This window comes from Streptomyces sp. Rer75 (assembly GCF_013414305.1).
Taxonomy (GTDB): Bacteria; Actinomycetota; Actinomycetes; order Streptomycetales; family Streptomycetaceae; genus Streptomyces; species Streptomyces himastatinicus.
Map to the genome: position 1 here is coordinate 7322308 of NZ_CP058693.1, position 24787 is coordinate 7347094.

The 24787-nt window shown below is 73.0% G+C and carries 22 protein-coding genes; 17 read left to right on the forward strand and 5 right to left on the reverse strand.

The features are described from left to right. Positions 1 to 69 precede the first annotated feature (69 nt). Complete coding sequence (locus HYQ63_RS31525) at positions 70 to 2151, forward strand: APC family permease (RefSeq protein ID WP_179937196.1); 2082 nt, start codon at positions 70 to 72, stop codon at positions 2149 to 2151. Positions 2152 to 2286: 135 nt separating this feature from the next. Next, a complete protein-coding gene (locus tag HYQ63_RS31530; RefSeq protein WP_179937197.1) occupies positions 2287 to 3630 on the forward strand; it encodes a class I SAM-dependent RNA methyltransferase in 1344 nt (447 codons plus the stop codon). Positions 3631 to 3705: 75 nt separating this feature from the next. On the opposite strand, the gene HYQ63_RS31535 is transcribed toward HYQ63_RS31530, so the two are convergent. Together HYQ63_RS31535 and HYQ63_RS31540 are read right to left on the reverse strand one after the other, a co-directional pair. Continuing rightward, positions 3706 to 4116 (reverse strand): MmpS family transport accessory protein, encoded by a 411-nt coding sequence (locus HYQ63_RS31535; RefSeq protein ID WP_179937198.1) that lies wholly within the window; start codon positions 4114 to 4116, stop codon positions 3706 to 3708. A gap of 86 nt (positions 4117 to 4202) precedes the next feature. Then, the gene (locus HYQ63_RS31540) at positions 4203 to 4727 is read right to left on the reverse strand and encodes a hypothetical protein (RefSeq protein WP_179937199.1); all 525 of its coding nucleotides are present in this window, start codon (positions 4725 to 4727) and stop codon (positions 4203 to 4205) included. A 106-nt stretch (positions 4728 to 4833) separates the two neighbouring features. Between HYQ63_RS31540 and HYQ63_RS31545 the strand changes: the two genes are divergently transcribed. From HYQ63_RS31545 to argF, 13 genes are all read left to right on the forward strand, one after another. Then, positions 4834 to 5988, forward strand: a complete 1155-nt coding sequence (locus HYQ63_RS31545; protein ID WP_179937200.1) for an AAA family ATPase — start codon at positions 4834 to 4836, stop codon at positions 5986 to 5988. 55 nt (positions 5989 to 6043) lie between these two features. Continuing rightward, on the forward strand, positions 6044 to 6382 hold the full coding sequence (locus HYQ63_RS31550) for a nucleotide pyrophosphohydrolase (protein WP_179940685.1): 339 nt from the start codon (positions 6044 to 6046) through the stop codon (positions 6380 to 6382). Between the two features lie 132 nt (positions 6383 to 6514). Beyond that, positions 6515 to 7000, forward strand: a complete 486-nt coding sequence (locus HYQ63_RS31555; protein ID WP_123107935.1) for a DUF6099 family protein — start codon at positions 6515 to 6517, stop codon at positions 6998 to 7000. Between the two features lie 18 nt (positions 7001 to 7018). After that, complete coding sequence (locus tag HYQ63_RS31560) at positions 7019 to 7942, forward strand: LLM class F420-dependent oxidoreductase (protein ID WP_179937201.1); 924 nt, start codon at positions 7019 to 7021, stop codon at positions 7940 to 7942. A 109-nt stretch (positions 7943 to 8051) separates the two neighbouring features. Further along, on the forward strand, positions 8052 to 8969 hold the full coding sequence (gene mmuM, locus HYQ63_RS31565; protein WP_179937202.1) for a homocysteine S-methyltransferase: 918 nt from the start codon (positions 8052 to 8054) through the stop codon (positions 8967 to 8969). A 34-nt stretch (positions 8970 to 9003) separates the two neighbouring features. Further along, positions 9004 to 10614, forward strand: coding sequence for a 3' terminal RNA ribose 2'-O-methyltransferase Hen1 (locus HYQ63_RS31570; protein WP_179937203.1), 1611 nt, complete (start codon positions 9004 to 9006; stop codon positions 10612 to 10614). Beyond that, positions 10611 to 13217: a polynucleotide kinase-phosphatase gene (locus HYQ63_RS31575; protein ID WP_373689165.1), complete on the forward strand. Its 2607-nt coding sequence runs from the start codon at positions 10611 to 10613 to the stop codon at positions 13215 to 13217. The genes HYQ63_RS31570 and HYQ63_RS31575 overlap by 4 nt, the downstream gene beginning before the upstream one ends. Positions 13218 to 13270: 53 nt before the next feature. After that, entirely contained in the window at positions 13271 to 13549 is a 279-nt protein-coding gene (locus HYQ63_RS31580) for a hypothetical protein (protein WP_179931906.1), read from the forward strand. Between the two features lie 84 nt (positions 13550 to 13633). Beyond that, positions 13634 to 14353, forward strand: a complete 720-nt coding sequence (locus HYQ63_RS31585; protein WP_179937204.1) for a Crp/Fnr family transcriptional regulator — start codon at positions 13634 to 13636, stop codon at positions 14351 to 14353. 260 nt (positions 14354 to 14613) lie between these two features. Beyond that, entirely contained in the window at positions 14614 to 16659 is a 2046-nt protein-coding gene (locus tag HYQ63_RS31590) for a hypothetical protein (RefSeq protein ID WP_257232268.1), read from the forward strand. A 14-nt stretch (positions 16660 to 16673) separates the two neighbouring features. Further along, positions 16674 to 17465: a hypothetical protein gene (locus tag HYQ63_RS31595; protein ID WP_179937206.1), complete on the forward strand. Its 792-nt coding sequence runs from the start codon at positions 16674 to 16676 to the stop codon at positions 17463 to 17465. Between the two features lie 105 nt (positions 17466 to 17570). Beyond that, the gene (locus HYQ63_RS31600) at positions 17571 to 18800 is read left to right on the forward strand and encodes an arginine deiminase (protein WP_179937207.1); all 1230 of its coding nucleotides are present in this window, start codon (positions 17571 to 17573) and stop codon (positions 18798 to 18800) included. A gap of 150 nt (positions 18801 to 18950) precedes the next feature. Beyond that, positions 18951 to 19955, forward strand: a complete 1005-nt coding sequence (gene argF / locus HYQ63_RS31605; protein WP_179937208.1) for an ornithine carbamoyltransferase — start codon at positions 18951 to 18953, stop codon at positions 19953 to 19955. 3 nt (positions 19956 to 19958) lie between these two features. On the opposite strand, the gene HYQ63_RS31610 is transcribed toward argF, so the two are convergent. After that, a complete protein-coding gene (locus HYQ63_RS31610) occupies positions 19959 to 20528 on the reverse strand; it encodes an ATP-binding protein (protein WP_373689222.1) in 570 nt (189 codons plus the stop codon). Positions 20529 to 20755: 227 nt separating this feature from the next. On the opposite strand from HYQ63_RS31610, the gene HYQ63_RS31615 reads away from it, so the two are divergent. After that, positions 20756 to 21583 (forward strand): enoyl-CoA hydratase family protein, encoded by an 828-nt coding sequence (locus tag HYQ63_RS31615; RefSeq protein ID WP_123100735.1) that lies wholly within the window; start codon positions 20756 to 20758, stop codon positions 21581 to 21583. Beyond that, positions 21580 to 23883: a bifunctional salicylyl-CoA 5-hydroxylase/oxidoreductase gene (locus HYQ63_RS31620; RefSeq protein WP_179937210.1), complete on the forward strand. Its 2304-nt coding sequence runs from the start codon at positions 21580 to 21582 to the stop codon at positions 23881 to 23883. Before HYQ63_RS31615 ends, HYQ63_RS31620 begins: the two co-directional genes overlap by 4 nt. On the opposite strand, the gene HYQ63_RS31625 is transcribed toward HYQ63_RS31620, so the two are convergent. After that, on the reverse strand, positions 23880 to 24551 hold the full coding sequence (locus tag HYQ63_RS31625; protein WP_179937211.1) for a TetR/AcrR family transcriptional regulator: 672 nt from the start codon (positions 24549 to 24551) through the stop codon (positions 23880 to 23882). The genes HYQ63_RS31620 and HYQ63_RS31625 overlap by 4 nt on opposite strands. A gap of 28 nt (positions 24552 to 24579) precedes the next feature. Continuing rightward, positions 24580 to 24774 (reverse strand): ferredoxin, encoded by a 195-nt coding sequence (locus HYQ63_RS31630; RefSeq protein WP_179937212.1) that lies wholly within the window; start codon positions 24772 to 24774, stop codon positions 24580 to 24582. Positions 24775 to 24787 lie beyond the last annotated feature (13 nt).

Below are 24787 nucleotides of genomic sequence, written 5' to 3' on the forward strand. Positions count from 1 at the left end.
GCCGCCCGCCCGTCTCAGGGTGGGCAGGCGGCTGGGCGGGCGCCCGGCCCACCCTTTACGATCCTCTGCGTGTCCAAACTGACCGACGTCCCGAAACGGATCCTGATCGGGCGCGCGCTGCGCAGCGACAAGCTGGGGGAGACTCTTCTCCCGAAGCGCATCGCGCTCCCCGTCTTCGCCTCCGACCCCCTGTCCTCCGTCGCGTATGCGCCTGGGCAGGTGATGATCGTCCTTTCCGTGGCGGGTGCGTCGGCCTACCACTACTCACCGTGGATCACGATCGCGATCATCGTGCTCATGTTCACGGTGGTCGCCTCGTACCGCCAGAACGTGCACGCGTACCCCAGCGGGGGCGGTGACTACGAGGTCGCCAACACCAACCTCGGCCCCAAGGCGGGCCTCACCGTCGCCAGCGCCCTGCTGGTGGACTACGTCCTGACGGTGGCCGTGTCGATCTCCTCCGGGGTGGAGAACCTCGGCTCCGCCGTCCCCTTCATCGTCGAGCACAAGACGCTCTGCGCGGTCGCGATCATCCTGTTGCTGACCCTGATGAACCTGCGCGGCGTCCGCGAGTCGGGCAAGCTCTTCGCGATCCCCACGTACGTCTTCGTCGGCGGCGTCTTCGTGATGATCCTCTGGGGCGCCTACCGCGCGCTCGTCCTCGGCGACGACATGAAGGCCCCCACCGCCGGTTTCGAGGTCCACGCCGAAGAGACCGGGCTGGCCGGCTTCGCCCTCGTCTTCCTGCTGCTGCGCGCCTTCTCCGACGGCTGCGCCGCGCTCACCGGCGTCGAGGCCATCAGCAACGGGGTGCCCGCCTTCCGCAAGCCCAAGAGCCGGAACGCCGCGACGACGCTGGCGCTGATGGGCGGCCTCGCCGTCACCATGTTCGTCGGCATCATCACCCTCGCCATGGTCACCAACGTCAAGATGGCCGAGGACCCGGCCCACGACCTGTTCAAGGACGGCGCCGCGCTCGGCTCCGGTTACACCCAGAACCCCGTGATCTCGCAGGTCGCGGCCGCCGTCTTCGGCGACGGCTCGTTCCTGTTCGTGGTGCTCGCCGCGGCCACCGCGCTCGTCCTGTTCCTGGCCGCCAACACCGCGTACAACGGCTTCCCGCTGCTCGGCTCGATCCTCGCCCAGGACCGCTACCTGCCGCGCCAGCTGCACACCCGCGGCGACCGGCTCGCCTTCTCCAACGGCATCGTGCTGCTCGCCGGGGCCGCCGCGGTCCTCGTCTACGTCTACGGCGCGGATTCGACCCGGCTGATCCAGCTCTACATCGTCGGCGTCTTCGTCTCCTTCACCCTCAGCCAGACCGGCATGGTGCGGCACTGGAACCGCCACCTGGCCACCGAGCGCGACCCGGCCGCCCGCCGCCGCATGATCCGCGCCCGCGCGATCAACACCTTCGGCGCCTTCTTCACCGGGCTGGTCCTGGTCGTCGTGCTGCTCACCAAGTTCACCCACGGCGCGTGGGTGGCACTGCTCGGCATGGCCGTCTTCTACATCACCATGACCGCGATCCGCCGCCACTACGACGGCGTCTCCGAGGAACTGGCCGCGGCCGAGGAGCAGCACGACGAGGACGAGGTCCGCCCCTCCCGGGTGCACTCCATCGTCCTCGTCTCCAAGATCCACAAGCCGACGCTGCGCGCCCTGGCCTACGCCAAGCTGATGCGCTCCCACCGGCTGGAGGCGCTGAGCATCAACGTCGATCCCGCCGAGACCAAGGCGCTTCAGACCGCGTGGAGCGAGCGCGGCATCGACGTCCCGCTGAAGATCCTCGACTCGCCGTACCGCGAGATCACCCGGCCGGTCATCGACTACGTCAAGGGGCTGCGCCGGGAGAGCCCGCGCGATGTGGTCTCCGTCTACATCCCCGAGTACGTGGTCGGCCACTGGTACGAGCACCTGCTGCACAACCAGAGCGCGCTGCGCCTCAAGGGCCGGCTGCTGTTCACCCCCGGCGTGATGGTGACCTCCGTGCCCTGGCAGCTGGACTCCTCCGAGCTGGCCCGCAAGCGCGCCCGCAAGCGCGCCGAGTGGAACGCCCCGGGCTCGGTCCGGCGCGGCCCCGTGGTGCCGCCGCGGCCGAAGGGCGAGCGCAAGGCCGAGAAGGCGGGCGTCCGCACGCCGGGGCGGTAGCCGCCGCCCTTGGCGGCCCTTTGGTGGGGGCCGGGGGTGCGGGGACGTAGACTGGTGGGCTGCTGTTGCCCCGCGTGGGCCGCTGTCGCCCCGCCCGCACCCTCACCCCCTACCCCCTCTGGAGCCGTGCCCGCCATGCCAAGTCAGCCCAAGACGTCGCTGGTCGGCGAGGAGTACGAGGTCGAGGTCGGCCCGGTGGCGCACGGCGGCCACTGCATCGCCCGCACGGCCGAGGGCCAGGTGCTCTTCGTACGCCACACCCTGCCCGGTGAACGGGTCGTCGCCCGGGTCACCGAGGGCGAGGAGGGCGCGCGCTTCCTGCGCGCCGACGCGGTGCGGATCCTGGACCCCGCCAAGGACCGGGTGGAAGCCCCCTGCCCGTTCTCCGGCCCCGGCCGGTGCGGCGGCTGCGACTGGCAGCACGTCGCCCCCGGCGCCCAGCGCAGGCTCAAGGCCGAGGTGATCACCGAGCAGCTCCAGCGGCTGGCCGGGCTCACCCCCGAGGCCGCCCGCTGGGACGGCACCGTCGAACCCGCCCCCGGCGACAAGGTGGCCCGCGGCGAGGTCCCGGCCTGGCGCACCCGGCTCCAGTACGCGGTGGACGAGGCGGGCCGCCCCGGGCTGCGCCGCCACCGCTCGCACGAGGTGGAACCCGTCGACCACTGCCTGATCGCCGCGCCCGAGGTCACCGAACTCGGCATCGAGAAGCGGGAATGGCCGCAGATCGAAAGCGTCGAGGCCATCGCCGCCACCGGCTCCTCCGACCGCCAGGTCGTCCTCACCCCCCGCCCCGGCGCCCGGCTGCCGATCGTCGAACTCGACCGCCCGGTCTCCGTCCTGCGCATCGCCGAGTCCCGCGGCCGCGAGCGCCAACGCCTCGTGCACCGCGTCCACGGCCGCCCCTTCGTCCGCGAACGCGCCGCGGGCCGCACCTGGCGCGTCGGCGAGGGCGGCTTCTGGCAGGTCCACCCCAAGGCCGCGGACCTGCTGGTCGAGGCCGTCATGCAGGGCCTCATGCCGCGCAAGGGCGACACCGCGCTCGACCTCTACTGCGGCGTCGGCCTCTTCGCGGGCGCCCTCGGCGAGCGCGTCGGCGAGCGCGGCGCGGTGCTGGGCATCGAGTCCTCCAAGCGCGCGGCCGACGACGCCCGCCACAACCTCCAGGACCTGGACCGCGTCCGCATCGAACACGGCAAGGTCGAGCAGGTCCTGCCCCGCACCGGCATCACCGAGGCCGACCTGATCGTCCTCGACCCGCCCCGCTCCGGCGCGGGCAAGGACACGGTCGCCCACCTCGCCTCCCTGGGCGCCCGCCGCATCGCCTACGTAGCCTGCGACCCGGCAGCCCTGGCCCGCGACCTCGCCTACTTCCACGACGCGGGCTACGCCCCGCGCCGCCTGCGCGCGTTCGACCTGTTCCCGGTGACCCACCACGTGGAGTGCGTGGCGGTGCTGGAGCCGGCGGGGAAGGGCGCGTGAACGATCTGGCGTTCGCCCCCGTCGGCCTGCCGCAGCCGGAGCGGCTCGAACACCTTCGGGGGCTGCTGCCCGGCATCACCCGCCGATCGGTGACTCCGCGACGCAGCCACCGGCGTTGATCAGGCTCTCGCCCTTCTGCTCGGCGATGACCTTGCCCTTGTGCACGATCTTGCAGCTCACCGTGGGGTCGCTGGAGACCGGCATCACCGCCGACGGCATGATGCCCCGCAAGGTCACGGTCTTCTTCCAGGGCAGCGCGGGCTTGTTCACCGTTGCGGTCTCGGGGTCCATGGCCTTGCCGCCGCCCCCGTTGAACTCGATCGAGGTGACGTTCTTCCCCGTCACCTCGTAGGTGACCTCGTACGTCTGGTCCACCACCTTGTCGACGGTGTCGACGTTCTGTTCCTCCGTACAGGCGGAGAGGCCGAGCGCGACGAGGCCGGTGAGGGCGACGTATAAGACGGCGGTACGGACGGTGCGATTCATGCGGATTCCCCCAAGGTCTCGGATTTCAGACGCCGCAACTCATCGCAGATAGACAGCCGAGTGAAGCCGAAGGTTGCCCCCGGAGCCTACGGCTCCTGGAGCGATGTCTTCGCGGCGTCCACGAAGTCCCCGAGGGCGGCCCAGAAGGGGCTGTAGGCGTCGTTGAAGCGGCGTATCGCCTCCGGGTCGTCGGCGGCCATGGCCTGGAGTGAGCGGTGGAACCGGCCGGTTGACTTCTGGAGTTTGTGCGCCGCCTCGCCCGCGGCGGCAGGGCCCTCCAGCTCGACCACCCGCGCGCAGTGCCGCAGCTTTCCGTAGTGGTCGCGCTCGCGCTCGATGATCTCGTCCAGCAGGGCGGGGCGGCTGCGGAAGTCACCGTTCCGCTGGGCGGCGGAAACCTCCCAGTAGAAGTCGCCCATGTTGTGGACCTGCTCGATCAATTCGAGGTACGCGGCCCGCCTGCTGTCGCGCAGCCGCTCCGCCTGCTGGGCGCGGGCCGCGGTGTCGGCCTGGATCCGGGCGGCCCGGGTGTTGCCGCGGCTGGTGACCCAGCTGGCCACGACGGCGGTGCCGCCGGTGAGGGCCGCGATCCAGAACGTGCTGTCGGCCATCGTGCGCCCCCGTGGTCATCTTCGGTCACGTCCACCATCCCCCGATGGTAGGAAGATACGGAAGGAGTAACGGTTCGGCGGTATGCGCCACAGATATGTTCCGGGCATGAGCGCATCCGGGCTGCGGCCCGCCGTGACCGAGTTGAGGCTGTCCGCCTTCAAGTCCCATCGACGTGCGGTCTTTTCTCTGGGGCCGCTGACGCTGTTCGCCGGGCCGAGCGGAAGCGGTAAATCGGGCGTACTGGAGGCGTACGCGGCGCTCGCGCGCCTGGCGGGCGGCGCCCGGCTCGCGGAGGTGTTCCGCGAGCCGGCGTCGTACATCCCGCGCCGGGCGCGGCCGGACCGGCAGGGGCGGCGCGGCTTCCGCATCGGGTGCACTGTGGACGGCCCGGTCGGGCCGGTGCGGCTCGATGTCGCCGTACAGGCCGAGCCCGAACTGCGCATCGTGGGCGAGCGGTTGACGGGGGCGGGGGAGACGCTGCTGGAGACGGCGCTGCGCGACCCGGAGCGGCGCTCCGTCCAGGCCGCCTGGCACACGGCGGGGGCGGTCGCGGTCACCCGGGCTCCGCTGCCCGACGACCGGCTGGCGACCTCGCTGCTGCCGCTGCGGGTGGCGGGCATCACCGAGGGGCAGCGGCTGGCGCTGGCCGGGGCCGAGCAGGTGGTGATCGCGCTGCGCTCGGTGTTCGCCTGCGATCCGCGGCCGGATCGGATGCGGGCGCCGGCGGCGCCGCGCGACGGGCGGCTGCGCGGCGGCTGCGAGAACCTCGCGGCGGTGCTGCGGCGCACCAGCCGGGAGTGCGTCTCCCGGCACGCGGCGCTGGTCGCGGCGGTGCGGGCGGGGTGTGCGGGGCCGGTGGAGGGCCTGGTGACCGAGGGGTCCGGGGGAGGAGGGGTGCGGGCCCTGGTGGAGCAGGGGGAGTTGGGCGCGATGCCGGTGGAGCGGCTGGGCGACGGGGAGTTGCGCTATCTGGCGCTCGCGCTGGTGCTGCTGACCGGTCCGGGGGTGCTGGCGATGGACCCGGCGGCGGATGTGCTTCCCGCGCGGCAGGTGCTGACGGTGCTGGCGGACGGTTTCGACCGCTGCCTGGACCGGAGGCAGGCGCGGGAGCTGCTGGGGGTGGCGGTCCGGATGTGCGCACGGGGGCACATCCGGCTGGTGGGGACCGTGGGGGACGTGGCGGGGGCGGTCGGGGACGCCCCCGCCACGGGGGACGCTCCCGTCACGGTGGTAAACCTGGAGCGTGAGCGAGTCTCTTGAACCCGAGTCCGGTGCGCGTTCCGCCGCGTGTGAGCGACGATCCGACGGCCTTGATGTGGCGGGCCTCCAGCGCAGGCTGGCGGCCTTCGCGGCGGTGCGCGACTGGCAGCAGTACCACACCCCGAAGAACCTCGCGGCGGCGCTGAGCGTCGAGGCGTCGGAGCTGGTGGAGATCTTCCAGTGGCTGACGCCGGAGGAATCGGCGCGGGTGATGGAGGAGCCGGGGAAGGCGGCCCGGGTCGAGGACGAGGTCGCCGATGTGCTGGCGTATCTGCTCCAGTTCTGCGAGGTGCTGGGGATCGACGCGCTCGCCGCGCTGGCCGCGAAGATCGACCGCAACGAGGGCCGGTTCCCGATTGCGGCGCCTGGAAGCCCCATTCGTCACTCTCAGTAGTGATGAAGTTATCCACAACGCAACTGTTGTCAACAGATTCCTGAATTCCCCTAGCTTTTCGGCCTGTTAGTCATCACTCTGGGTAGTGGAGGAGTGACGGGTGCGGAAAGTCCGTTGAGAGGGGTTCGGGGCATGGACGCGATGCGGCTGATCGGTGTCACCCGGCACGCCCTGGCGAAGGCCGGAGGCGTGCACGACATCGTGGCCGAGGCCTGGCAGGTCCAGGCGCTGGCGGAAGCGGTCGGCGGATACTTCATGGTGAGCGGCCCGGCGGCGGCGCGGGCGGAGGCGCGCGGCCTGTGCGAGGCGGGCGGCAGGGCGCGCGGGGCGCTGTTTCACCCGGCGCTGCACCATCCCGCGTTGCGCGGCGCGGGCTTACGGGCGGCTCAGCTGTCGGAGGTGCGGGATCCCAGAGGCGTGCTGCTGGCGCTGGGGGATCTGCTGGCGGAGGCGGGATTCGCGCTGGTGGGCGTCGCCTCCAGCACGGAGGAGGAGGCGCTGTACTGGCAGTGCGTCGAGGCGATCGACGCGGCGGACGAGGCGAGGGACCGGGTGCTCGGGATGCTGAGGCATCTCACGGGGCTGGAGTGGGGTGGGGAGTGGGGTGGTGCGGCATGAGAAGGCAGGATGGGGTGCATGGATCTCCGCATTTTCACCGAGCCCCAGCAGGGGGCGACCTACGAGACTCTGCTGTCCGTTGCGAAGGCCACCGAAGACCTCGGGTTCGACGCCTTCTTCCGCTCCGACCATTACCTGCACATGGGGGGTGTCGACGGACTGCCGGGTCCGACCGACGCGTGGCTCACCCTGGCCGGGCTGGCCCGCGAGACGAAGCGGATCCGGCTGGGCACCCTGATGACCGCCGCCACCTTCCGGCTGCCGGGCGTCCTCGCGATCCAGGTCGCGCAGGTCGACCAGATGTCGGGTGGACGAGTCGAGCTGGGCCTGGGCGCGGGCTGGTACGAGCAGGAGCACACCGCGTACGGCATCCCCTTCCCGAAGGAGAAGTTCGCGCGGCTGGAGGAGCAGCTGGCCATCGTCACCGGCCTGTGGAAGACGCCGGTCGGCGAGACCTTCAGCCATGACGGTGCGCACTACCAGCTCACCGACTCGCCCGCGCTGCCCAAGCCCGCCCAGGACCGGGTGCCGGTGCTGGTCGGCGGCCAGGGGCCGACCCGTACCCCGCGGCTGGCCGCGCGGTTCGCGGACGAGTTCAATATGCCGTTCGCGTCGGTCGAGGACAGTGAGCGCCAGTTCGGCCGGGTGCGGGCGGCCGCCGAGGAGGCCGGGCGCAAGGGCGACGACCTGGTGTACTCGAACGCGCTGGTGGCCTGCGTGGGCAAGGACGACGCCGAGGTCGCCCGGCGGGCCGCGGCCATCGGCCGCGAGGTCCCGGAGCTGAAGGAGAACGGGCTGGCGGGCTCCCCCGCCGAGGTGGTCGAGAAGATCGGCCGCTATGCGGAGGCCGGGGCGTCCCGGGTCTACCTCCAGATCCTGGACCTCGACGACCTCGATCACCTTGAGCTGATTTCATCCCAGGTCCAGGCCCAGCTGGGCTGACCGGCCCACCGTCCGGGCCTGTCGGCTCGGTCCGACCGACCCGTCGGCCAGGCCCGGCCGCCGGGCCGACCGAGCCGCGTGGCTCACCGAACCACCAGGAGTACCCGTGATGTCCGTCCCACCTACGCCACTGGCCACCGCTCTGGAAGGCGGGCCGCTCGTTCTTGACGGCGGGCTGTCCAACCAGTTGGAGGCGCAGGGCTGCGACCTTTCCGACGAGCTGTGGTCGGCCCGGCTGCTCGCCGATGACCCGGGGCAGATCGAGGCGGCGCACGCCGCGTATGTGCGGGCGGGCGCACGGGTGCTCATCACCAGCAGCTACCAGGCCACCTACGAGGGCTTCGCCCACCGGGGCGTGGCCCGCGAGGAGGCCACGGCGCTGCTGGGCCGCAGCGTCGAGCTGGCGCGCAGCGCGGCCGGGGGAGCGGCCGACCCGGCCGCCCCGGTGTGGGTGGCGGCCTCCGTGGGGCCCTACGGGGCGATGCTGGCCGACGGCAGCGAGTACCGGGGGCGGTACGGGCTGAGCGTGGCCGAGCTGGAGCGGTTCCACCGGCCGCGGATCGAGGCGCTGGTCGCGGCCGGGCCCGATGTGCTCGCCCTGGAGACGGTGCCGGATGCCGACGAGGCGGCGGCCATGCTGCGGGCCGTCGAGGGCTGCGGGGTGCCCGTCTGGCTGTCGTACAGCATCGCGGGGGAGACCACCCGGGCCGGGCAGCCGCTCCGGGACGCGTTCGCCGTCGCCGCCGGGAACGAGCAGGTGATCGCCGTCGGCATCAACTGCTGCGAGCCGGGAGACGCGGACCGGGCCGTGGAGATAGCGGCCGAGGCCACCGAAAAGCCGGTGGTGGTGTATCCGAACAGCGGAGAGGAGTGGGATGCGACGGCCCGGAGCTGGCGCGGGCGGTCGACCTTCGACCCGGCACGGGTGAAGGGGTGGCGGGATGCCGGTGCGCGGCTCATCGGCGGCTGCTGCCGGGTCGGGCCGGACCGGATCGCCGAGCTGGCGGGCGTGGTGAGAAACCATTAGGTAGGAGGGCTTGCACCCGGCGATACTCGGACGGGTGTTCTTGACGATAACCACCACCGGCACCATCGAGCGCCCCGCGACCGACCTCGGGTTTCTACTGCACAAGCACCCCGACAAGGCGCAGCGGTTCTCGACCTCCCACGGCACCGCGCACGTCCTCTATCCCGAGGCCGACGCCGAGCGCTGTACGGCGGCGCTGCTGCTGGAGGTCGACCCCGTCGCGCTGGTGCGGCGGGGCCGGGGCAAGGGGCGGGGCGGCGCGCCCGACTCCGCGCTCGCCCAGTACGTCAACGACCGTCCGTACGCGGCCTCCTCGCTGCTGGCCGTCGCGCTGAGCACCGTCTTCTCCAGCGCACTGAGGGGACACTGCAAGGCGCGGCCCGAGCTGCCGGAGCGGCCGCTGCCCCTGCGGATCGAGGTGCCCGCGCTGCCCGCCCGCGGCGGCGCCGCCCTCGTCGAGCGGCTCTTCGCGCCGCTGGGCTGGGCGGTGGCGGCCGAGCCGGTGCCGCTGGACGAGCGGTTCCCGCAGTGGGGCGACTCGCGGTACGTACGGCTGGTGCTGGAGGGCGAGCTGCGGCTCGCCGACGCGCTGCGCCATCTGTATGTGCTGCTGCCGGTGCTGGACGACGCGAAGCACTACTGGGTCGCGCCGGACGAGGTGGACAAGCTGCTGCGTTCCGGCGAGGGCTGGCTGGAGCACCACCCCGAGCAGCGGCTGATCACCAACCGCTATCTGGCCCGCCGCTGGTCGCTGACCCGCAGCGCGCTGGAGCGGCTGGAGCTGGCGCGGCTCGCGGAGACGGACGACGCCGAGGTGGAGGAGATCGACAACGCGGTGGAGGAGTTGGCCGCCGAGTTCGCCGAGCAGGAAGGACAGCCGGAGCAGGAAGGACAGACGGAGGAGGCAGGGCAGACGGAGCAGGGGGAGCGGGAAGAGGCGGAGCCGGAGGAGGAGAGCACGCCGCGGCCGGTGCCACTGGCCGTGCGGCGGCGCGAGGCGATCCTCGACGCGCTGCGGACAGCGGGGGCGTCCCGGGTGCTGGATCTCGGCTGCGGCCAGGGCCAGTTGCTGGGCGAGTTGCTCAAGGACGCGCGGTTCACCGAGATCGTCGGTGTCGACGTGTCGATACGCGCGCTGAACGAGGCGGCGCGGCGGCTGCGGCTGGACCGGATGCCCGAGCGGCAGTCGGCGCGGCTGAAGCTGACGCAGGGCTCGCTCGCGTACACCGACTCCCGGCTGACCGGCTATGACGCGGCGGTGCTCAGCGAGGTGATCGAGCATGTGGATCCGCCCCGGCTGCCCGCCCTGGAGTACGCGGTGTTCGGCGCCGCCCGGCCCACGGTCGTCGTGGTGACCACGCCCAACGTCGAGTACAACGTGCGCTGGGAGTCCCTGCCCGCAGGGCAGGTCCGCCACCCCGACCACCGCTTCGAGTGGACGCGGGAGCAGTTCCGCGACTGGGCGCGGGGAGTGGCCGAACGGCACGGCTACGCGGTGGAGTTCCGTCCCGTCGGCCCCGAGGACCCCGAGGTCGGCCCGCCGACCCAGCTCGCGCTCTTCCGGCAGGAGACCGGGGAAACCGGCGAAACCAGCACGACCACCAGCACGACACCGACCACGACACCGAAGGAGGCCGCCGCATGACCGACACCACCATGACGCTCGACAGGCGCAGCCTCGGCGTGCCCGACCTGTCCCTCGTGGTCCTCGTCGGCACCACCGGCTCCGGCAAGTCCACCTTCGCCCGGCGCCACTTCCTGCCCACCCAGATCGTCTCGTCCGACGTCTGCCGGGGCCTGGTCTCCGACGACGAGAACGACCAGAGCGCCACCCCGGACGCCTTCGACCTGCTCCACTACATCGCGGGCAAGCGGCTGGCGGCGGGGCGGCTGACCGTGGTCGACGCGACCAACGTCCAGCCCGAGGCCCGCCGCAGCCTGATCCAGCTGGCGCGCGAGCACGACGTCCTCCCGGTCGCGATCGTCCTCGACGTCCCCGAAGGCGAATGCGCGCGGCGCAACGCGGCCCGCCCCGACCGGGCCGATATGCCCTCCCACGTCATCCCGCGTCAGCGCCGTGAGCTGCGCCGCTCCCTGAAGTCCCTGGAGCGCGAGGGGTTCCGCAAGGTGCACATCCTGCGCGGCGTCGAGCAGGTCGAGGCCGCGGAGATCGCCATCGAGCGCCGCTACAACGATCTGCGCCACCTCACCGGCCCGTTCGACATCATCGGCGACATCCACGGCTGCCGCTCCGAGCTGGAAACCCTGCTGGGCAAGCTCGGATACGGCCTGCGCCGCGACGGGCAGGGCCGCCCGGTCGACGCCGTCCACCCCGAGGGGCGCACCGCCGTCTTCGTCGGCGACCTCGTCGACCGCGGGCCGGACAGCCCCGGGGTGCTGCGCCTGGTGATGGGCATGGTCGCCTCCGGGGCGGCGCTGTGCGTGCCCGGCAACCACGAGAACAAGCTCGCCCGCTACCTCAAGGGCCGCAAGGTCAAGCTCATCCACGGCCTCGCCGAGACGGTCGAGCAGCTGGACCGTGAGCACGCCGCGGACCCGGAGTTCGCCGACCGGGCGCGGGAGTTCATCGAGTCGCTGGTCAGCCACTATGTGCTGGACGGCGGGGCGCTGGTGGTCTGTCACGCCGGGCTGCCCGAGAAGTACCACGGCCGCACGTCGGGCCGGGTGCGCTCGCACGCGCTGTACGGGGAGACGACCGGTGAGACCGATGAGTTCGGCCTGCCGGTGCGCTACCCGTGGGCCGAGGACTACCGGGGCCGCGCGGCGGTCGTCTACGGACACACGCCGACCCCTCGGGCGTCGTGGCTCAACAACACCCTCTGCCTGGACACTGGTTGTGTCTTCGGCGGCCGGATGACCGCGCTGCGCTGGCCGGAGCGCGAGATCGTGGACGTCCCGGCCGAGCGGGTCTGGTACGAGCCGGTCAGACCGCTGGGCAACGAGGCCCCGGGCGGCACCGACGGCCGTCCGCTCGACCTCGCCGATGTGCGCGGCCGCCGTATCGTCGAGACCCGGCACATGGGCCGGATCGCGGTCAAGGAGGAGAACGCGGCGGCGGCCCTGGAAGTCATGAGCCGCTTCGCCGTCGACCCTCGGCTGCTCGGCTACCTCCCGCCCACCATGGCGCCCGCCGCCACCTCCACCGAAGAGGGCTACTTGGAGCACCCGGCCGAGGCGTTCGCCGCCTACCGCGCGGACGGGGTGCGCCAGGTGATCTGCGAGGAGAAGCACATGGGCTCCCGGGCGGTGGCGCTGGTCTGCCGCGACCCGGAGGTGGCGAAGGAGCGCTTCGGGGCGCCCGACGGCGTGTCCGGCATGGTGTACACGCGCACCGGGCGGCCGTTCTTCGACGACCCGCGGCTGACCGAGTCCGTCCTCGACGGGGTGCGCGGCGGCATCGAGGGCGCCGGTCTGTGGCAGGAGCTGGAGACCGACTGGCTGCTGCTGGACGCCGAGTTGATGCCGTGGTCGCTCAAGGCCGCGGGGCTGCTGCGCAACCAGTACGCGGCGGTGGGCGCGGCTTCGGGCGCCGTCTTCCCCGGGGTGCTCTCGGCGCTGGAGGGCGCGGCGGCGCGCGGCGTCGAGGTGTCCGCGCTCCTCGACAAGCAGCGCGGGCGGGCCGTGGACGCGGCCGCGTTCACCGAGGCGTACCGGCGTTACTGCTGGCCGGTCGACGGGCTGGACGGCATACGGATGGCACCGTTCCAGATTCTGGCCGCCCAGGGCCGAAGCCTCGCCGCGCTCCCGCACGACCGGCAACTCGCCCTGATCGACCGCATGATCGAGGCGGAGAAACCGGGACCGGACGGCGGCCCGCTGCTCGCCCCCACCCGCCGCCTGATCGTCGACACCGAGGACGATGCGTCGGTGGCCGAGGGCGTCGCGTGGTGGCGGGAGCTGACGGAGGCCGGTGGCGAGGGCATGGTCGTCAAACCGCTCCAGGGCTTCGTCCGCAAGGGCGACGGCCGACTCGTCCAGCCGGGCGTCAAGTGCCGGGGCCGGGAGTATCTGCGGATCGTCTACGGCCCGGAGTACACCCGCTCGGAGAACCTGGACCAGCTGCGTCAGCGCCACCTCGGCCACAAGCGATCGCTCGCCCTGCGGGAGTACGCGCTGGGGCTGGAGGCCCTGGACCGACTGGCCGACGGGGAGCCGCTGTGGCGGGTGCACGAGGCGGTGTTCGCGGTGCTGGCCCTGGAGTCGGAGCCGGTGGACCCGCGGCTGTAGCGGCCAGGTGATCCCCGGGCCGCCGCCGCGAGGTGGCTCCCGGGGCCGTAGCCGTGAGGTGGGCCCCGGGCCGCGGCCGCGCGGTCGTGGCCCTGGGCGGGCCCGGGATGGGTGTGGCGGCGCTGGTCGTGATCACGGGGGGCGCCGCACGGCCGGACCTGGGAGCGCTGCGCGGGGGCTGGGTCTTCGCCGCGGTGACCGCGGGGCTCGCCGCGCTCGCGGCGATGGCCCTGCGCGGCGGCGGGGTCTCCGGCGCGGGGGTCCGCAGGGGTGTTCGAGTGGATTCCGCCGCAGGTCCGCCCGTGGACACCGGTTCCGTCCGGCCCCATTGACGTGCCCGTGCCACCTGCCTAGCGTGCTCGTCATCCCATCGGTTCTCCGCAACCTGACGAGCGACCAGTGAAGCGGGAGGGCGGATGAGTCTCTTCGAGGACGGCCGGCCCTTTCTGCACGCGCTCCCCGCCGACGACCGGCGCGCCCTGCTCGCGCTCGGCACCCCGCGGACGTACGGCCCCTCCGAAGTCGTCCTGCGCGAGCACGACCGCACCACCTTCGTCGTCGCGATCGTCTCCGGCTGGGCCACCGTCTCCGTGGAGACCGAACGCGGGGTGCGGCTGATCCTGGCGCTGCGCGGCGCGGGCGAGGTGGTGGGGGACCAGGCCGCGGTGGACCACGGTTCGCGCAGCGCCACCGTGACCGCGCTCGGCCGGATGGAGGCGGTCGTGGTCTCCGGCGACCGGTTCCGCGCCTATCTGGCGGCGCGGCCGGTCGCCACCGTACTGATCATGCGTCAGTTCAGTTCCCGGCTGCGCAGTTCCGACGGCGAACGGCGCTCCCTCGCCTCCGAGAAGGTGCTCCAGCGGCTGGCCGCCCGGCTGGTCGAGATCGCCGAACGCACCGGCCACCCCGGTCCCGGCGGGGCCATCGACGTCGATCTGCCGCTGCCGCAGCACGACATCGCGGCCGCCGTGGGCTCGACCCGGGAGGCCGTCGCCAAGGCGCTGCGGCTGCTGCGCGACCAGGGCGTCGTACGGACCGCCTCGCGCCGCTTCGAGGTGCGGGACATCGGGCTGCTGCGGCTCCTGGCCGAGGGGCGCGCGACCGGGGAGCACATTCCGGCGCGCCCCTGCGAATGAGCGCGGGCGCGCACGCCCCGCGAATGCGCGCGACTGTGTAAACGGCTACAGCCCCCGTCCCGCCCCCGGCCCACCCTGGTGGTGGCACAGGTGAACGGGACCGTGTGCGACGGGGGTGCACACGGCCCAGCGCCTGGCACCGGAGAAGGGCGGCGGGGCGGATCGAGGGAGAGGTCCCGCCGCCCGCTTCGGACCTCCCTCCAGGGACGCCACCCCCGAGGACGTACATACGGGGACCACGGCATGGAGGACGGCGGGCGATGAGCGGACCGGACGGCATCGACACCCCGGCGGACCCGGGCCCGCGGCGGCTGGACGTCCCGAGGGGCGGCCCGCTGGACGGCGCGGGGGAGGCGGGCGGCGCCCGCACGGCGCGCGAGGCGCGCGCCCACCTGCGCCTCACCGACTGCCCGCCGCGTCCGCCCGGCGCGGACGAGCACCGTCCGCTCCCCGAAGGACCGGTGGCCCGCGAGGAGTTGGCGCTGTTGCGCCGCCTCCACCGGCCCGCCCCCGGCCACGCCGCGATGCGGGAGCGGCTGCGCCACACCCATCTCCTCGCCCTGTGCGGCGAACCCGGCACCGGCCGCGCCTGGACGGGTCTCGCGCTCCTCGCCGAACTGACCGAAGAACCGGCCGAAAGCGGCGAAGTGGTCCGGCTCGGCTCCGGTGCCGTCCCCGCCGGGCCGCAGGTCGAGCGCGGTCACGGCTATCTCCTCGAACTGCCCGCCGACGAGACCGACCCCGGGACCCTCCTGGACCGGCTGCGCGCCCGCTTCGCCGAGGGCGGGGCGTTCGGCGTCGTCCTGGTCGCGGACGGCCCGGCCGCCGACCGGCTGCTGAGCGCCCGCCGCCACGCCGTACCGTACGAACCCCCGCCGGCCGCCGAGGTGCTGGACCACCAGCTGTCCGATCTGCTCGCGGACAAGCCCGCCGAGCTGCTGGACCTCGCCCGCGCCACCGCCGCCCGCCCCGATGTGGCCGACGCCCTCGGCCTGGACGAGCCGCGCCCCGGCGAGGCCGCACGGCTCGCCCGGCACCTCGCCGCCCACGCCGAGGGTCGGCTGTCCGAGGAAGGGCTGTTGGAGCGCTGCCGGGCCTTCGCCCCGGACCAGGCCCGCGCGTGGTTCGACGGAGCGGGCTGCCCCGGAACCCTGCCCGCCGCGCTGCCCGCCCTGCGGACGGCGGCGCTGCGGATCGCGCTCGCCGTCTTCAACGGCTCCGCGCACAGCCTCACCGCCGAGGCCGCCGAGCTGCTGACCTGGGAGCTGGCCGTCACCCTCGATCCCCAATACGCGCCCGGGCGCCCGCTGTTCGCCGCCCGCCCCGGGGCCGGGCTCGCCGCGGCGCGCGCGGTGTGCTGCGACGGCGTGGAGGACCTGGGCGACGCGTCGGTCCCGGTCCGCGCCGTCCGGTTCCAGGGGCGGCGGCTGGCGTCCGCGGTGCTGTACGAGGCATGGGACGGCCACCACAACGTCCGCGGCCCGATGGCCCGCTGGCTGCGCGCCCTGTGCGACGACCCGCGCCCCCAGGTGTGGGTGCGCGCGGCGGTCGCCGCGGGCGTGCTCTGCGCCCGCGACTATCTGTACGGCTTCGTCGAACTGCTGCTGCCGCTGGCCCGCGCCGACAGCCCGGTGCAGCGCATGGCGGCCGCCACGGCGCTCGCCGAGGCCGCCCGCGACGACGGCGTACGGCCCGCCGTGGACGGCCTGTTGCGCGGCTGGGCGCTCGGCGACGACGCACGCGAGCGCGAGACGGCGGTCCTCGCCCACGGCTACGGCCTCGCCGCGGGCTCGGTCCGGGCGTCCCTGGAGGAGCTGGCCCGGCTGGCGTCCGCCGACGACGGCCGGACCACCTCGTACAGCGTGCTGCGGCTGCTGGCCGGGACGGACCCGGAGGCCGTGCTCGCCGCACTCGCCACCTGGCTGCACGACACCCGGCGGCCGCGCCGGGACCTCGCGCTGCTGACGGTGCTGCGCGCCGTCACCACCCGTACCTCCCATCTGTGGGGGCTCGGCGAGGTGCCGGAGCTGGAGCCGTACGCCGCCTGGCCGCTGGCCACCGCGCTGCTGGCCGCCCGACCGGGCAGCGCACCGCGGCTCGCCGAACTGCTGCGGGCCGCCCTGACCTGGGCCCGCTCGGCGGCCGCGGCCGAGGACGCGTTGGTCGGCTGGATCCGGCGGGCCGCCCGCGACGACCGCCAGCTGGCGGTGTTGTACGGCTTCCTGCCCCGGCTGGCGCACGACGGTGACGAACCGCTCGACGTACGGGCGGCCACCCGGATCCGGGAGGTGCTGGAAGCGCTGTGAGGAAAGGGACGTCGATGGTGAAGGACACGGACTGCACGCGGGACACGGAGCAGACACAGAACACGCCGCACACAACCGACATAGAGCGGGCACATCACCCGGAGGGCGGCCCGTCCCCGACGCCGGTGGGCGCCGTACGCACCCTCCGCACCCTGCGCGAGGCGCTGCGCCACGGCGGCGACGCCCTGCCCGCGGCGCTGCGCGAGGCCGACGACGGGCTGCTGCTGAGCGCACTCGACGCGGGGCTGCCCGCCGACCGGGCCACCCGCGTCGTCGTCGAGTTGGTGCGCCGCGCGCCCGAGCGCGGGCCACGGCTCGCCGACGCGGTCTGCGAGAAGGTGCTGATCGCCCACCTCTACCTCGATCAGCCGGGCGGAAGCGGCCGCCTCCGAGTGCGCAACGCGCTGATGCTGTACGAGGGCCTGGTACGCCCGTACGCGGACCGGGGCGCCGTCCCCGAGCTGATGGCGTGCGTCCTGCCCGGGCTGTGGGCGGCGGGCGACGGCGCGGGGCGCGAGGTGGTGCGCCGTATCGTCACCACCCGGCAGGTCACCGGTTTCGGGGAGAAGGGCTGGAAGGCGCTGTTCGGCGGCCTGGCCGAGGAGTGCCGGGAGCATGAGGCGTGCCGGGAGCGAGCGGAGGCCGTCCACCGCGGCACTCGGCGGGCCGTCCGGTGGCCCGCCCGCCGCCGCGGCACCGAGGACGGCGGCCGTATCGATCTCCAGCCCGGTCAGCTGTGGGTCTCGGCCCTGCTGGGCTTCCTGGCCGTGGCCCTGGTCCTGATCGTCATCCTGGCCGCGGCCTGACCCCGGCCACCGCCTGATCCCGGCCGTGGCCCGGACAGGGGCCCTTGGTCACGACTTGTGTCGCGGGTCATCCGCGGCGAGCCCGAAGCGGCGAAGATGGGAATCATGGGATTCCATGTGGACTCGGAGGCCGGGCGGCTGCGCCGCGTCATTCTGCACCGTCCCGACTTGGAGCTGAAGCGGCTCACCCCCACCAACCGGGACGCGCTCCTCTTCGACGACGTCCTGTGGGTGCGTCGGGCCCGCCAGGAGCACGACGGATTCGCGGACGTGCTGCGCGACCGGGGCGTCGAGGTCCATCTCTTCGGCGACCTGCTGGCCGAGAGCCTGGCCCTGCCGGTGGCGCGGTCCCTGGTGCTGGACCGGGTCTTCGACGAGAAGGAGTACGGTCCGCTGGCCACCGACCGGCTGCGCGCGGCCTTCGACGAGCTGACCGCCCCGGAGCTGACGGAGGCGCTGATCGGCGGTATGACGAAGCGCGAGTACCTCGCCCGGTTCGCGGAGCCGGTGTCCATCCGCTTCCACGCCATGGAGCCGGACGACTTCCTGGTGAACCCGCTCCCCAACCACCTCTTCACCCGGGACGCCTCCGCCTGGGTGTACGACGGGGTGGCCATCAACGCGATGCGCTGGCCCGCCCGCTGGCACGAGACGGTGCACTACGAGGCCGTCTACCGCCACCACCCCCTGTTCGCGGACGAGGACTTCCACGTCTGGTCGGAGGGCCAGGCCGCGTACCCCTCGACCATCGAGGGCGGCGACGTCCTGGTGATCGGCAAGGGCGCGGTGCTGATCGGGATGAGCGAGCGGACCACCCCGCAGGCGGTGGAGATGATGGCGCACCGGCTCTTCGAGGCCGGTTCCGCCCGTACGATCGTGGCGCTCGACATGCCCAAGGGGCGGGCCTTCATGCACCTCGACACGGTGATGACGATGGTCGACGGGGACACCTTCACCCAGTACGCGGGGCTCGGGATGCTCCGCTCGTACACCATCGAGCCGGGCGCGGGCAGCCGGGAGCTGAAGGTCACCGACCATCCGCCGGAGCACATGCACCGGGCCATAGCCGCGGCCCTCGGCCTGGACGCCATCCGGGTGCTCACCGCCACCCAGGACGTGCACGCGGCGGAGCGCGAGCAGTGGGACGACGGCTGCAACGTGCTCGCGGTCGAGCCGGGTGTGGTGGTCGCCTACGAGCGGAACGCGACGACCAACACGTTCCTGCGCAAGCGCGGCATCGAGGTCATCGACATCCCGGGCAGTGAGCTGGGCCGCGGCCGGGGCGGACCGCGCTGCATGAGCTGCCCGGTCGAGCGGGACGCCGTGGAGTCGTGACGGCGGGGTTACCACCGAGCCTCCGTATATATACAGTGTCTCGTATATGCTTCCAGGGCTCGACCTTGCTTGGCCCCGTTTGACCTGCCCGACCCGCTGCACCCGCTCGACCCGCTGCACCCGCTCGACCGCGACCTAGGAGCCCACCCCATGGCGATTGACCTCACCGGCCGCCACTTCCTCAAGGAGCTGGACTTCACCGCAGAGGAGTTCCGGCACCTGGTCGACCTGTCGGCCGAGCTGAAGGCGGCCAAGCGCGCGGGCACGGAGGCGCGTCGGCTCCAGGGCAGGAACATCGCCCTGATCTTCGAGAAGACCTCCACCCGCACCCGCTGCGCCTTCGAGGTCGCCGCCGCCGACCAGGGCGGCTCGACCACGTACCTCGACCCGACCGGCTCGCAGATCGGCCACAAGGAGTCGGTCAAGGACACGGCGCGGGTGCTCGGCCGGATGTACGACGCGATCGAGTACCGCGGACACGGCCAGGGCGTCGTCGAGGAGCTGGCCACCCACGCCGGGGTGCCGGTCTACAACGGCCTCACCGACGAGTGGCACCCCACCCAGATGCTCGCCGACGTCCTCACCATGGCCGAGCACAGCGAGAAGCCGCTGGACCGGGTCGCCTACGCCTACCTCGGCGACGCCCGGTACAACATGGGCAACTCCTACCTCGTCACCGGCGCCCTGCTGGGCATGGACGTGCGGATCGTCGCGCCCAAGCTGCTGTGGCCGGACAACACCATCGTGGAGCTGGCCCGCCAGATGGCCGCGGCCTCCGGCGCCCGGATCACGCTCACCGAGGACGTCTCCGAGGGTGTGCGCGGCGCGGACTTCATCGCCACCGACGTGTGGGTGTCGATGGGCGAGCCCAAGGAGGTGTGGGACGAGCGGATAGCCCTGCTGGGGCCGTACGCGGTGACGATGGACGTGCTGCGGGCCACCGGCAACGACGCCGTGAAGTTCATGCACTGCCTCCCGGCCTTCCACGACCTGGGCACCGACGTGGGCCGGGAGATCTACGAGCGGCACGGGCTGACCGAGCTGGAGGTCACCGAGGAGGTCTTCGAGTCGGAGCACTCGGTCGTCTTCGACGAGGCGGAGAACCGGATGCACACCATCAAGGCGGTGCTGGTCGCGACGCTCGGCACGGCGTAGCCGTCAGCCCTCCGCGGCTTCCGCCGGGGGAAGGGTGAACCAGACGGCCTTGCCGTAGGGGGTGGGGCGGTAGCCGGTGTCCGCGCTGAGGGCCCGGATGAGCAGCAGTCCGCGTCCCCGTTCGGGGAGGGTTTCGGGTCTCTTGGGGCCCTCGGGGCGGCCCGGGCCGTCGGCCTCGCGGACGCCCTCGTGAGCGTCCTCGCGTACGTCTTCCCGTACGTCCTTGCGTACGTCTCGCCGTGCGCCGTCCCCTGTGCCGTGCGGGCCCTGGCCGTCCGGGCCGCTGAAACCGCCGGGCGGGGTGGGGTCCTGGTCGTGCACCTCGACCTGCCAGCCGCCGGTCGGCACCAGCTCCACCACCAGCTCTATCGGCTCGTCCCCGGCCGTGTGCTGCACCGCGTTGGCGACCAGCTCGGCCGTCAGCAGTTCCGCCGTGTCGCCGTCCACGGGCGCGCCGATGTCCGCCAGTGTGTTGCGGATCAGGGCACGGGCCAGCGGCACCGCGGCGGTGGTGTGAGGCAGTGCGAAGCGCCAGGTGGCGGCGTGGAGGGGTTCGGGCACGTACGGGTCCAGACGGTCGGCGAGGAGCGGGATACCGCAGCCCTTGACGGTATGAAGCGGACGATAGTGCCGGAAGGGGCCATGGACCACTCATGGGGGGACTTTGGTCTTATCGATCACGCCCTCGCTCTATCGCGCGCTCGTGACGACAGTCACGTACCGGTGATAACTTCGAAGGGCAGGCACCAGGAAGGCACCCGGCAGACCCAGCCGTCCGGCTGAAGGAGGCCATGGCCCCCATGAGTCCATTCACCGGTTCCGCGCCCCGCACCGAGGACTGGCGGCATCTGCGCCTCACCCTCGACCAGGGCGTCGCCACCGTCACCCTCGCCCGCCCCGAGAAGCTCAACGCGCTCACCTTCGGCGCCTACGCCGATCTGCGCGACCTCCTCGCCGAGCTGGCCCGCGACGGCTCCGTACACGCCCTCGTGCTCGGCGGCGAGGGGCGCGGCTTCTGCTCCGGCGGCGACGTCGACGAGATCATCGGCGCCACCCTCGCCATGGACACCCGCCAACTGCTCGACTTCAACCGGATGACCGGGCAGGTGGTCCGCGCGCTGCGGGAGTGCCCCTTCCCCGTGGTGGCCGCCGTGCACGGCGCCGCCGCGGGCGCGGGCGCCGTCCTCGCCCTCGCCGCCGACTTCCGGGTCGCCGACCCCTCCGCCCGCTTCTCGTTCCTCTTCACCAAGGTCGGGCTCTCCGGCGGCGACATGGGTGCCGCCTATCTGCTGCCCCGCGTGGTGGGGCTCGGCCACGCCACCCGGCTGCTGATGCTCGGCGAACCGGTCCGCGCCCCCGAGGCCGAGCGCATCGGCCTGATCAGCGTGCTGGCCGACGAGGGACAGGCCGGGGCGGAGGCGGCGGCGCTCGCCCGGCGGCTGGCCGACGGGCCCTCCCTCGCCCTCGCCCAGACCAAGGCGCTGCTCACCGCCGAACTCGACATGCCGCTGTCCGCCGCGATCGAGATGGACGCGTCGACCCAGGCGCTGCTGATGACCGGCGCGGACTACGCCGAGTTCCACGCCGCGTTCACCGCCCGCCGCGCCCCGCTGTGGCAGGGCCGATGACCACCGCGCCTGCCACCGCCCCCGGCCGCCCGCTCCGCGTCGCCGTCGTCGGCGGCGGGCCCGGCGGGCTCTACGCGGCGGCGCTGCTCGCCCGCCTCGACCCGCGGCGCGAGATCACCGTCTGGGAGCGGGGCGGCCCCGACGAGACCTTCGGCTTCGGCGTCGTCCTCTCCGACGAGACGCTCGGCGGCATCGAGCACGCCGACCCGGTCGTCTACGCCGCCCTCCGCGACGCGTTCGTCCGCTGGGACGACATCGACGTGACCCACCGCGGCCATGTCCTCACCTCCGGCGGCCACGGCTTCGCCGCGCTCGGCCGCCGCCGGCTGCTGCGCATCCTCCATGAGCGCTGCCAGGCCCTCGGCGTAGACCTCCGGTTCCGCACCCAGGCGCCGCCCGCCGAGCAGCTGTCACGCACGTACGACCTGGTCATCGCGGCCGACGGGGCGGGCAGCACCACCCGCCAGGCCCACGCCGACGCCTTCCGCCCCCGCATCACCACCCACCGCTGCCGCTACATCTGGCTCGCCGCCGACATCGCCTTCGACGCCTTCCGCTTCGAGATCGCCGAGACCGAGCACGGCGTCATGCAGCTGCACGGCTACCCCTATGAGCCGGACGCCAGCACCGTCATCATCGAGACGCGGGAAGAGGTGTGGCGACGGGCCGGGCTCGACCGCTGCACCGAACGCGAGTCCACCGAGCGCTGCGCCAAGCTCTTCACCGACGCCCTCGGCGGCCACCCCCTGCGCGGCAACCACTCCCAGTGGACCGCCTTCCGCACGGTCGTCAACGAGCGCTGGTCACACGGCAATACGGTCCTCATCGGCGACGCCGCGCACACCGCCCACTTCTCCATCGGCTCCGGCACCAAACTCGCCGTCGAGGACGCCCTCGCCCTGGCCGCCTGCCTCGAAGAACACCCCGCCCTCCCCGACGCGCTCGCCGCGTACGAGGCCGAACGCCGCCCGGTCGTGGCATCCACCCAGCGCGCGGCGCGCGCCAGCCTGGAGTGGTTCGAGAACCTGGAGCTGTACCTCGACCAGCCGCCGCGGCAGTTCGCCTTCAACCTCCTCACCCGCAGCCGCCGCGTCACCCACGACAACCTGCGGCTGCGCGACGGGGAGTTCGTCGACTCGGTGGAGCGCGAGGCCTCCGTGCCGGCCGCCACCCCGCCCATGTTCACCCCCTTCCGCCTCCGCGACCTCACCCTCCGCAACCGCGTCGTCGTGTCCCCCATGGACATGTATTCCGCCGCCCCCGACGGCACCCCCGGCGACTTCCACCTCGTCCACCTCGGCGGCCGGGCGCTCGGCGGGGCCGGGCTGGTGATGACGGAAATGGTCTGCGTCAGCCCGGAGGGCCGTATCACCCCCGGCTGCACCGGCCTCTACGCCGACGCCCACGAATCCGCCTGGCGCCGCGTCACCGACTTCGCCCACACCCACTCCCCGGGCGTGGCCATCGGCGTCCAGCTCGGCCACAGCGGGCGCAAGGGCTCCACCCGGCTCATGTGGGAGGGCATCGACACCCCCCTCCCGCACGGCAACTGGCCCCTCGTCGCCCCCTCGCCCCTCCCGTACCGCCCCGGCGTCAACCAGACCCCGCAGGCCCTCGACGCCGCCGGACTCGCCGCCGTCCGCGACCAGTTCGTCCGCGCCGCCGAACGCGCCGCCCGCGCGGGCTTCGACCTCCTCGAACTCCACTGTGCCCACGGCTATCTGCTCTCCAGCTTCCTCTCCCCGCTCACCAACCACCGCACCGACGCCTACGGCGGCTCCCTCGACGCCCGCCTCCGCTACCCCCTGGAGGTCTTCGACGCCGTCCGCGCCGTCTGGCCCGACGACCGCCCCATGACGGTCCGCATCTCCGCCACCGACTGGGCCGACGGCGGCACCACGGCCGACGACGCCGTCGCCATCGCCGCCGCCTTCACCGCCCACGGCGCCGACGCCATCGACGTCTCGACCGGCCAGGTCGTCCCCGACGAGACCCCCGACTACGGCCGCTCGTACCAGACCCCCTACGCCGACCGCATCCGCAACGAACTCGGCGTCCCCGTCATCGCGGTCGGCGCCATCTCCTCCTGGGACGACGTCAACTCCCTGATCCTGGCGGGCCGCGCCGACCTCTGCGCCCTCGCCCGCCCCCACCTCTACGACCCCCACTGGACCCTGCACGCCGCCGCCGACCAGAACTACACCGGCCCCGCCACCCCCTGGCCCCTCCCGTACCAGGCGGGCAGCCGCACACCCCCGACGGGCCGCACCGACGCCCCCAAACCCCGGCTCGCGCTCTAGAGGGGACCGAGCAGGGCAGTGGTGAGCCCGCACAGTGCCGTGATCAGGTCCCGGCCCAGGGTGTGCCACGACTCCTCCGCCCTGGCCGGGTCGACGCGGCCGTTGGCCAGGTCGTACTCCAACTCGGCGAAGGCGTGCACCGAGAGCTGGCGCACCATGGTGCCGTGCCGGGCCCAGAGGTCGGGGCGGATGTCGTCCCGGCGAACGGCGCCGATCTCGTCGAGGAGGCGGAGGGACGGCGTGTTGAGATGCTCTTGGAGCACGTACTCGCGCAGCGCGGGCTCGACGACGGCCTGGGCGAAGAAGCGCGCGTACCACGTGGGGGTGCCCGCCTCGATGTGGGTCCGGACCGTCGGCAGGATGAGGCAGCCGTAGTGGTCCTCGAGGGACACCGTGTCCTGCCCGCGCAGCGCCTCCACCATGGCGATGCGGTGCTTCTCGACGAGAGCGGTGTGGTTCGACAGGATCGTCCTGATGAGCCCGTCACGGCTCTCGAAGTGGTACTGCACCGCCGAGTTGTTGCGCTGCCCGGCTGCCTCGCTGATCTGCCGCACCGAGACGCCCGCGAAGCCGCGCTCGGCGTACAGCCGCTCGGCGGTGCGCATCAGTTTGTCCCGCGCGAGCACCGAGCGCGCGGACGGTGGGGCAGCCGGGCCGGGAAGCGTCATTCCACAGGAGTCATTTCGCCGGAGAGATTCATTCCGTCAGGCTGATGGCTCCGGTCGGGCACGCCGTGGCGGCCTCACGGACGGCATCGCGGTGCTCCGGCGGCGGAGCGTCGTCCAGCACGACCACGATCCCGTCCTCCTCCCGCTGGTCGAAGACCTGATCGGCCCTGACCACGCACATCCCGCTGGCGCAGCAGAGCCCCTCGTCAACAGTGATCTTCATGCTACCTTCCTCG

Coding starts and splice junctions, on each gene's coding strand:
- HYQ63_RS31595 (WP_179937206.1), top strand. CDS start 16,674: ATGGTGAAGGACACGGACTGCACGCGGGACACGGAGCAGACACAGAAC.
- argF (WP_179937208.1), top strand. CDS start 18,951: ATGGCGATTGACCTCACCGGCCGCCACTTCCTCAAGGAGCTGGACTTC.
- HYQ63_RS31620 (WP_179937210.1), top strand. CDS start 21,580: ATGACCACCGCGCCTGCCACCGCCCCCGGCCGCCCGCTCCGCGTCGCC.
- HYQ63_RS31560 (WP_179937201.1), top strand. CDS start 7,019: ATGGATCTCCGCATTTTCACCGAGCCCCAGCAGGGGGCGACCTACGAG.
- HYQ63_RS31575 (WP_373689165.1), top strand. CDS start 10,611: ATGACCGACACCACCATGACGCTCGACAGGCGCAGCCTCGGCGTGCCC.
- HYQ63_RS31600 (WP_179937207.1), top strand. CDS start 17,571: ATGGGATTCCATGTGGACTCGGAGGCCGGGCGGCTGCGCCGCGTCATT.
- HYQ63_RS31585 (WP_179937204.1), top strand. CDS start 13,634: ATGAGTCTCTTCGAGGACGGCCGGCCCTTTCTGCACGCGCTCCCCGCC.
- HYQ63_RS31590 (WP_257232268.1), top strand. CDS start 14,614: ATGAGCGGACCGGACGGCATCGACACCCCGGCGGACCCGGGCCCGCGG.
- mmuM (WP_179937202.1), top strand. CDS start 8,052: ATGTCCGTCCCACCTACGCCACTGGCCACCGCTCTGGAAGGCGGGCCG.
- HYQ63_RS31630 (WP_179937212.1), bottom strand. CDS start 24,774: ATGAAGATCACTGTTGACGAGGGGCTCTGCTGCGCCAGCGGGATGTGC.
- HYQ63_RS31545 (WP_179937200.1), top strand. CDS start 4,834: ATGAGCGCATCCGGGCTGCGGCCCGCCGTGACCGAGTTGAGGCTGTCC.
- HYQ63_RS31625 (WP_179937211.1), bottom strand. CDS start 24,551: ATGACGCTTCCCGGCCCGGCTGCCCCACCGTCCGCGCGCTCGGTGCTC.
- HYQ63_RS31540 (WP_179937199.1), bottom strand. CDS start 4,727: ATGGCCGACAGCACGTTCTGGATCGCGGCCCTCACCGGCGGCACCGCC.
- HYQ63_RS31555 (WP_123107935.1), top strand. CDS start 6,515: ATGGACGCGATGCGGCTGATCGGTGTCACCCGGCACGCCCTGGCGAAG.
- HYQ63_RS31530 (WP_179937197.1), top strand. CDS start 2,287: ATGCCAAGTCAGCCCAAGACGTCGCTGGTCGGCGAGGAGTACGAGGTC.
- HYQ63_RS31615 (WP_123100735.1), top strand. CDS start 20,756: ATGAGTCCATTCACCGGTTCCGCGCCCCGCACCGAGGACTGGCGGCAT.
- HYQ63_RS31535 (WP_179937198.1), bottom strand. CDS start 4,116: ATGAATCGCACCGTCCGTACCGCCGTCTTATACGTCGCCCTCACCGGC.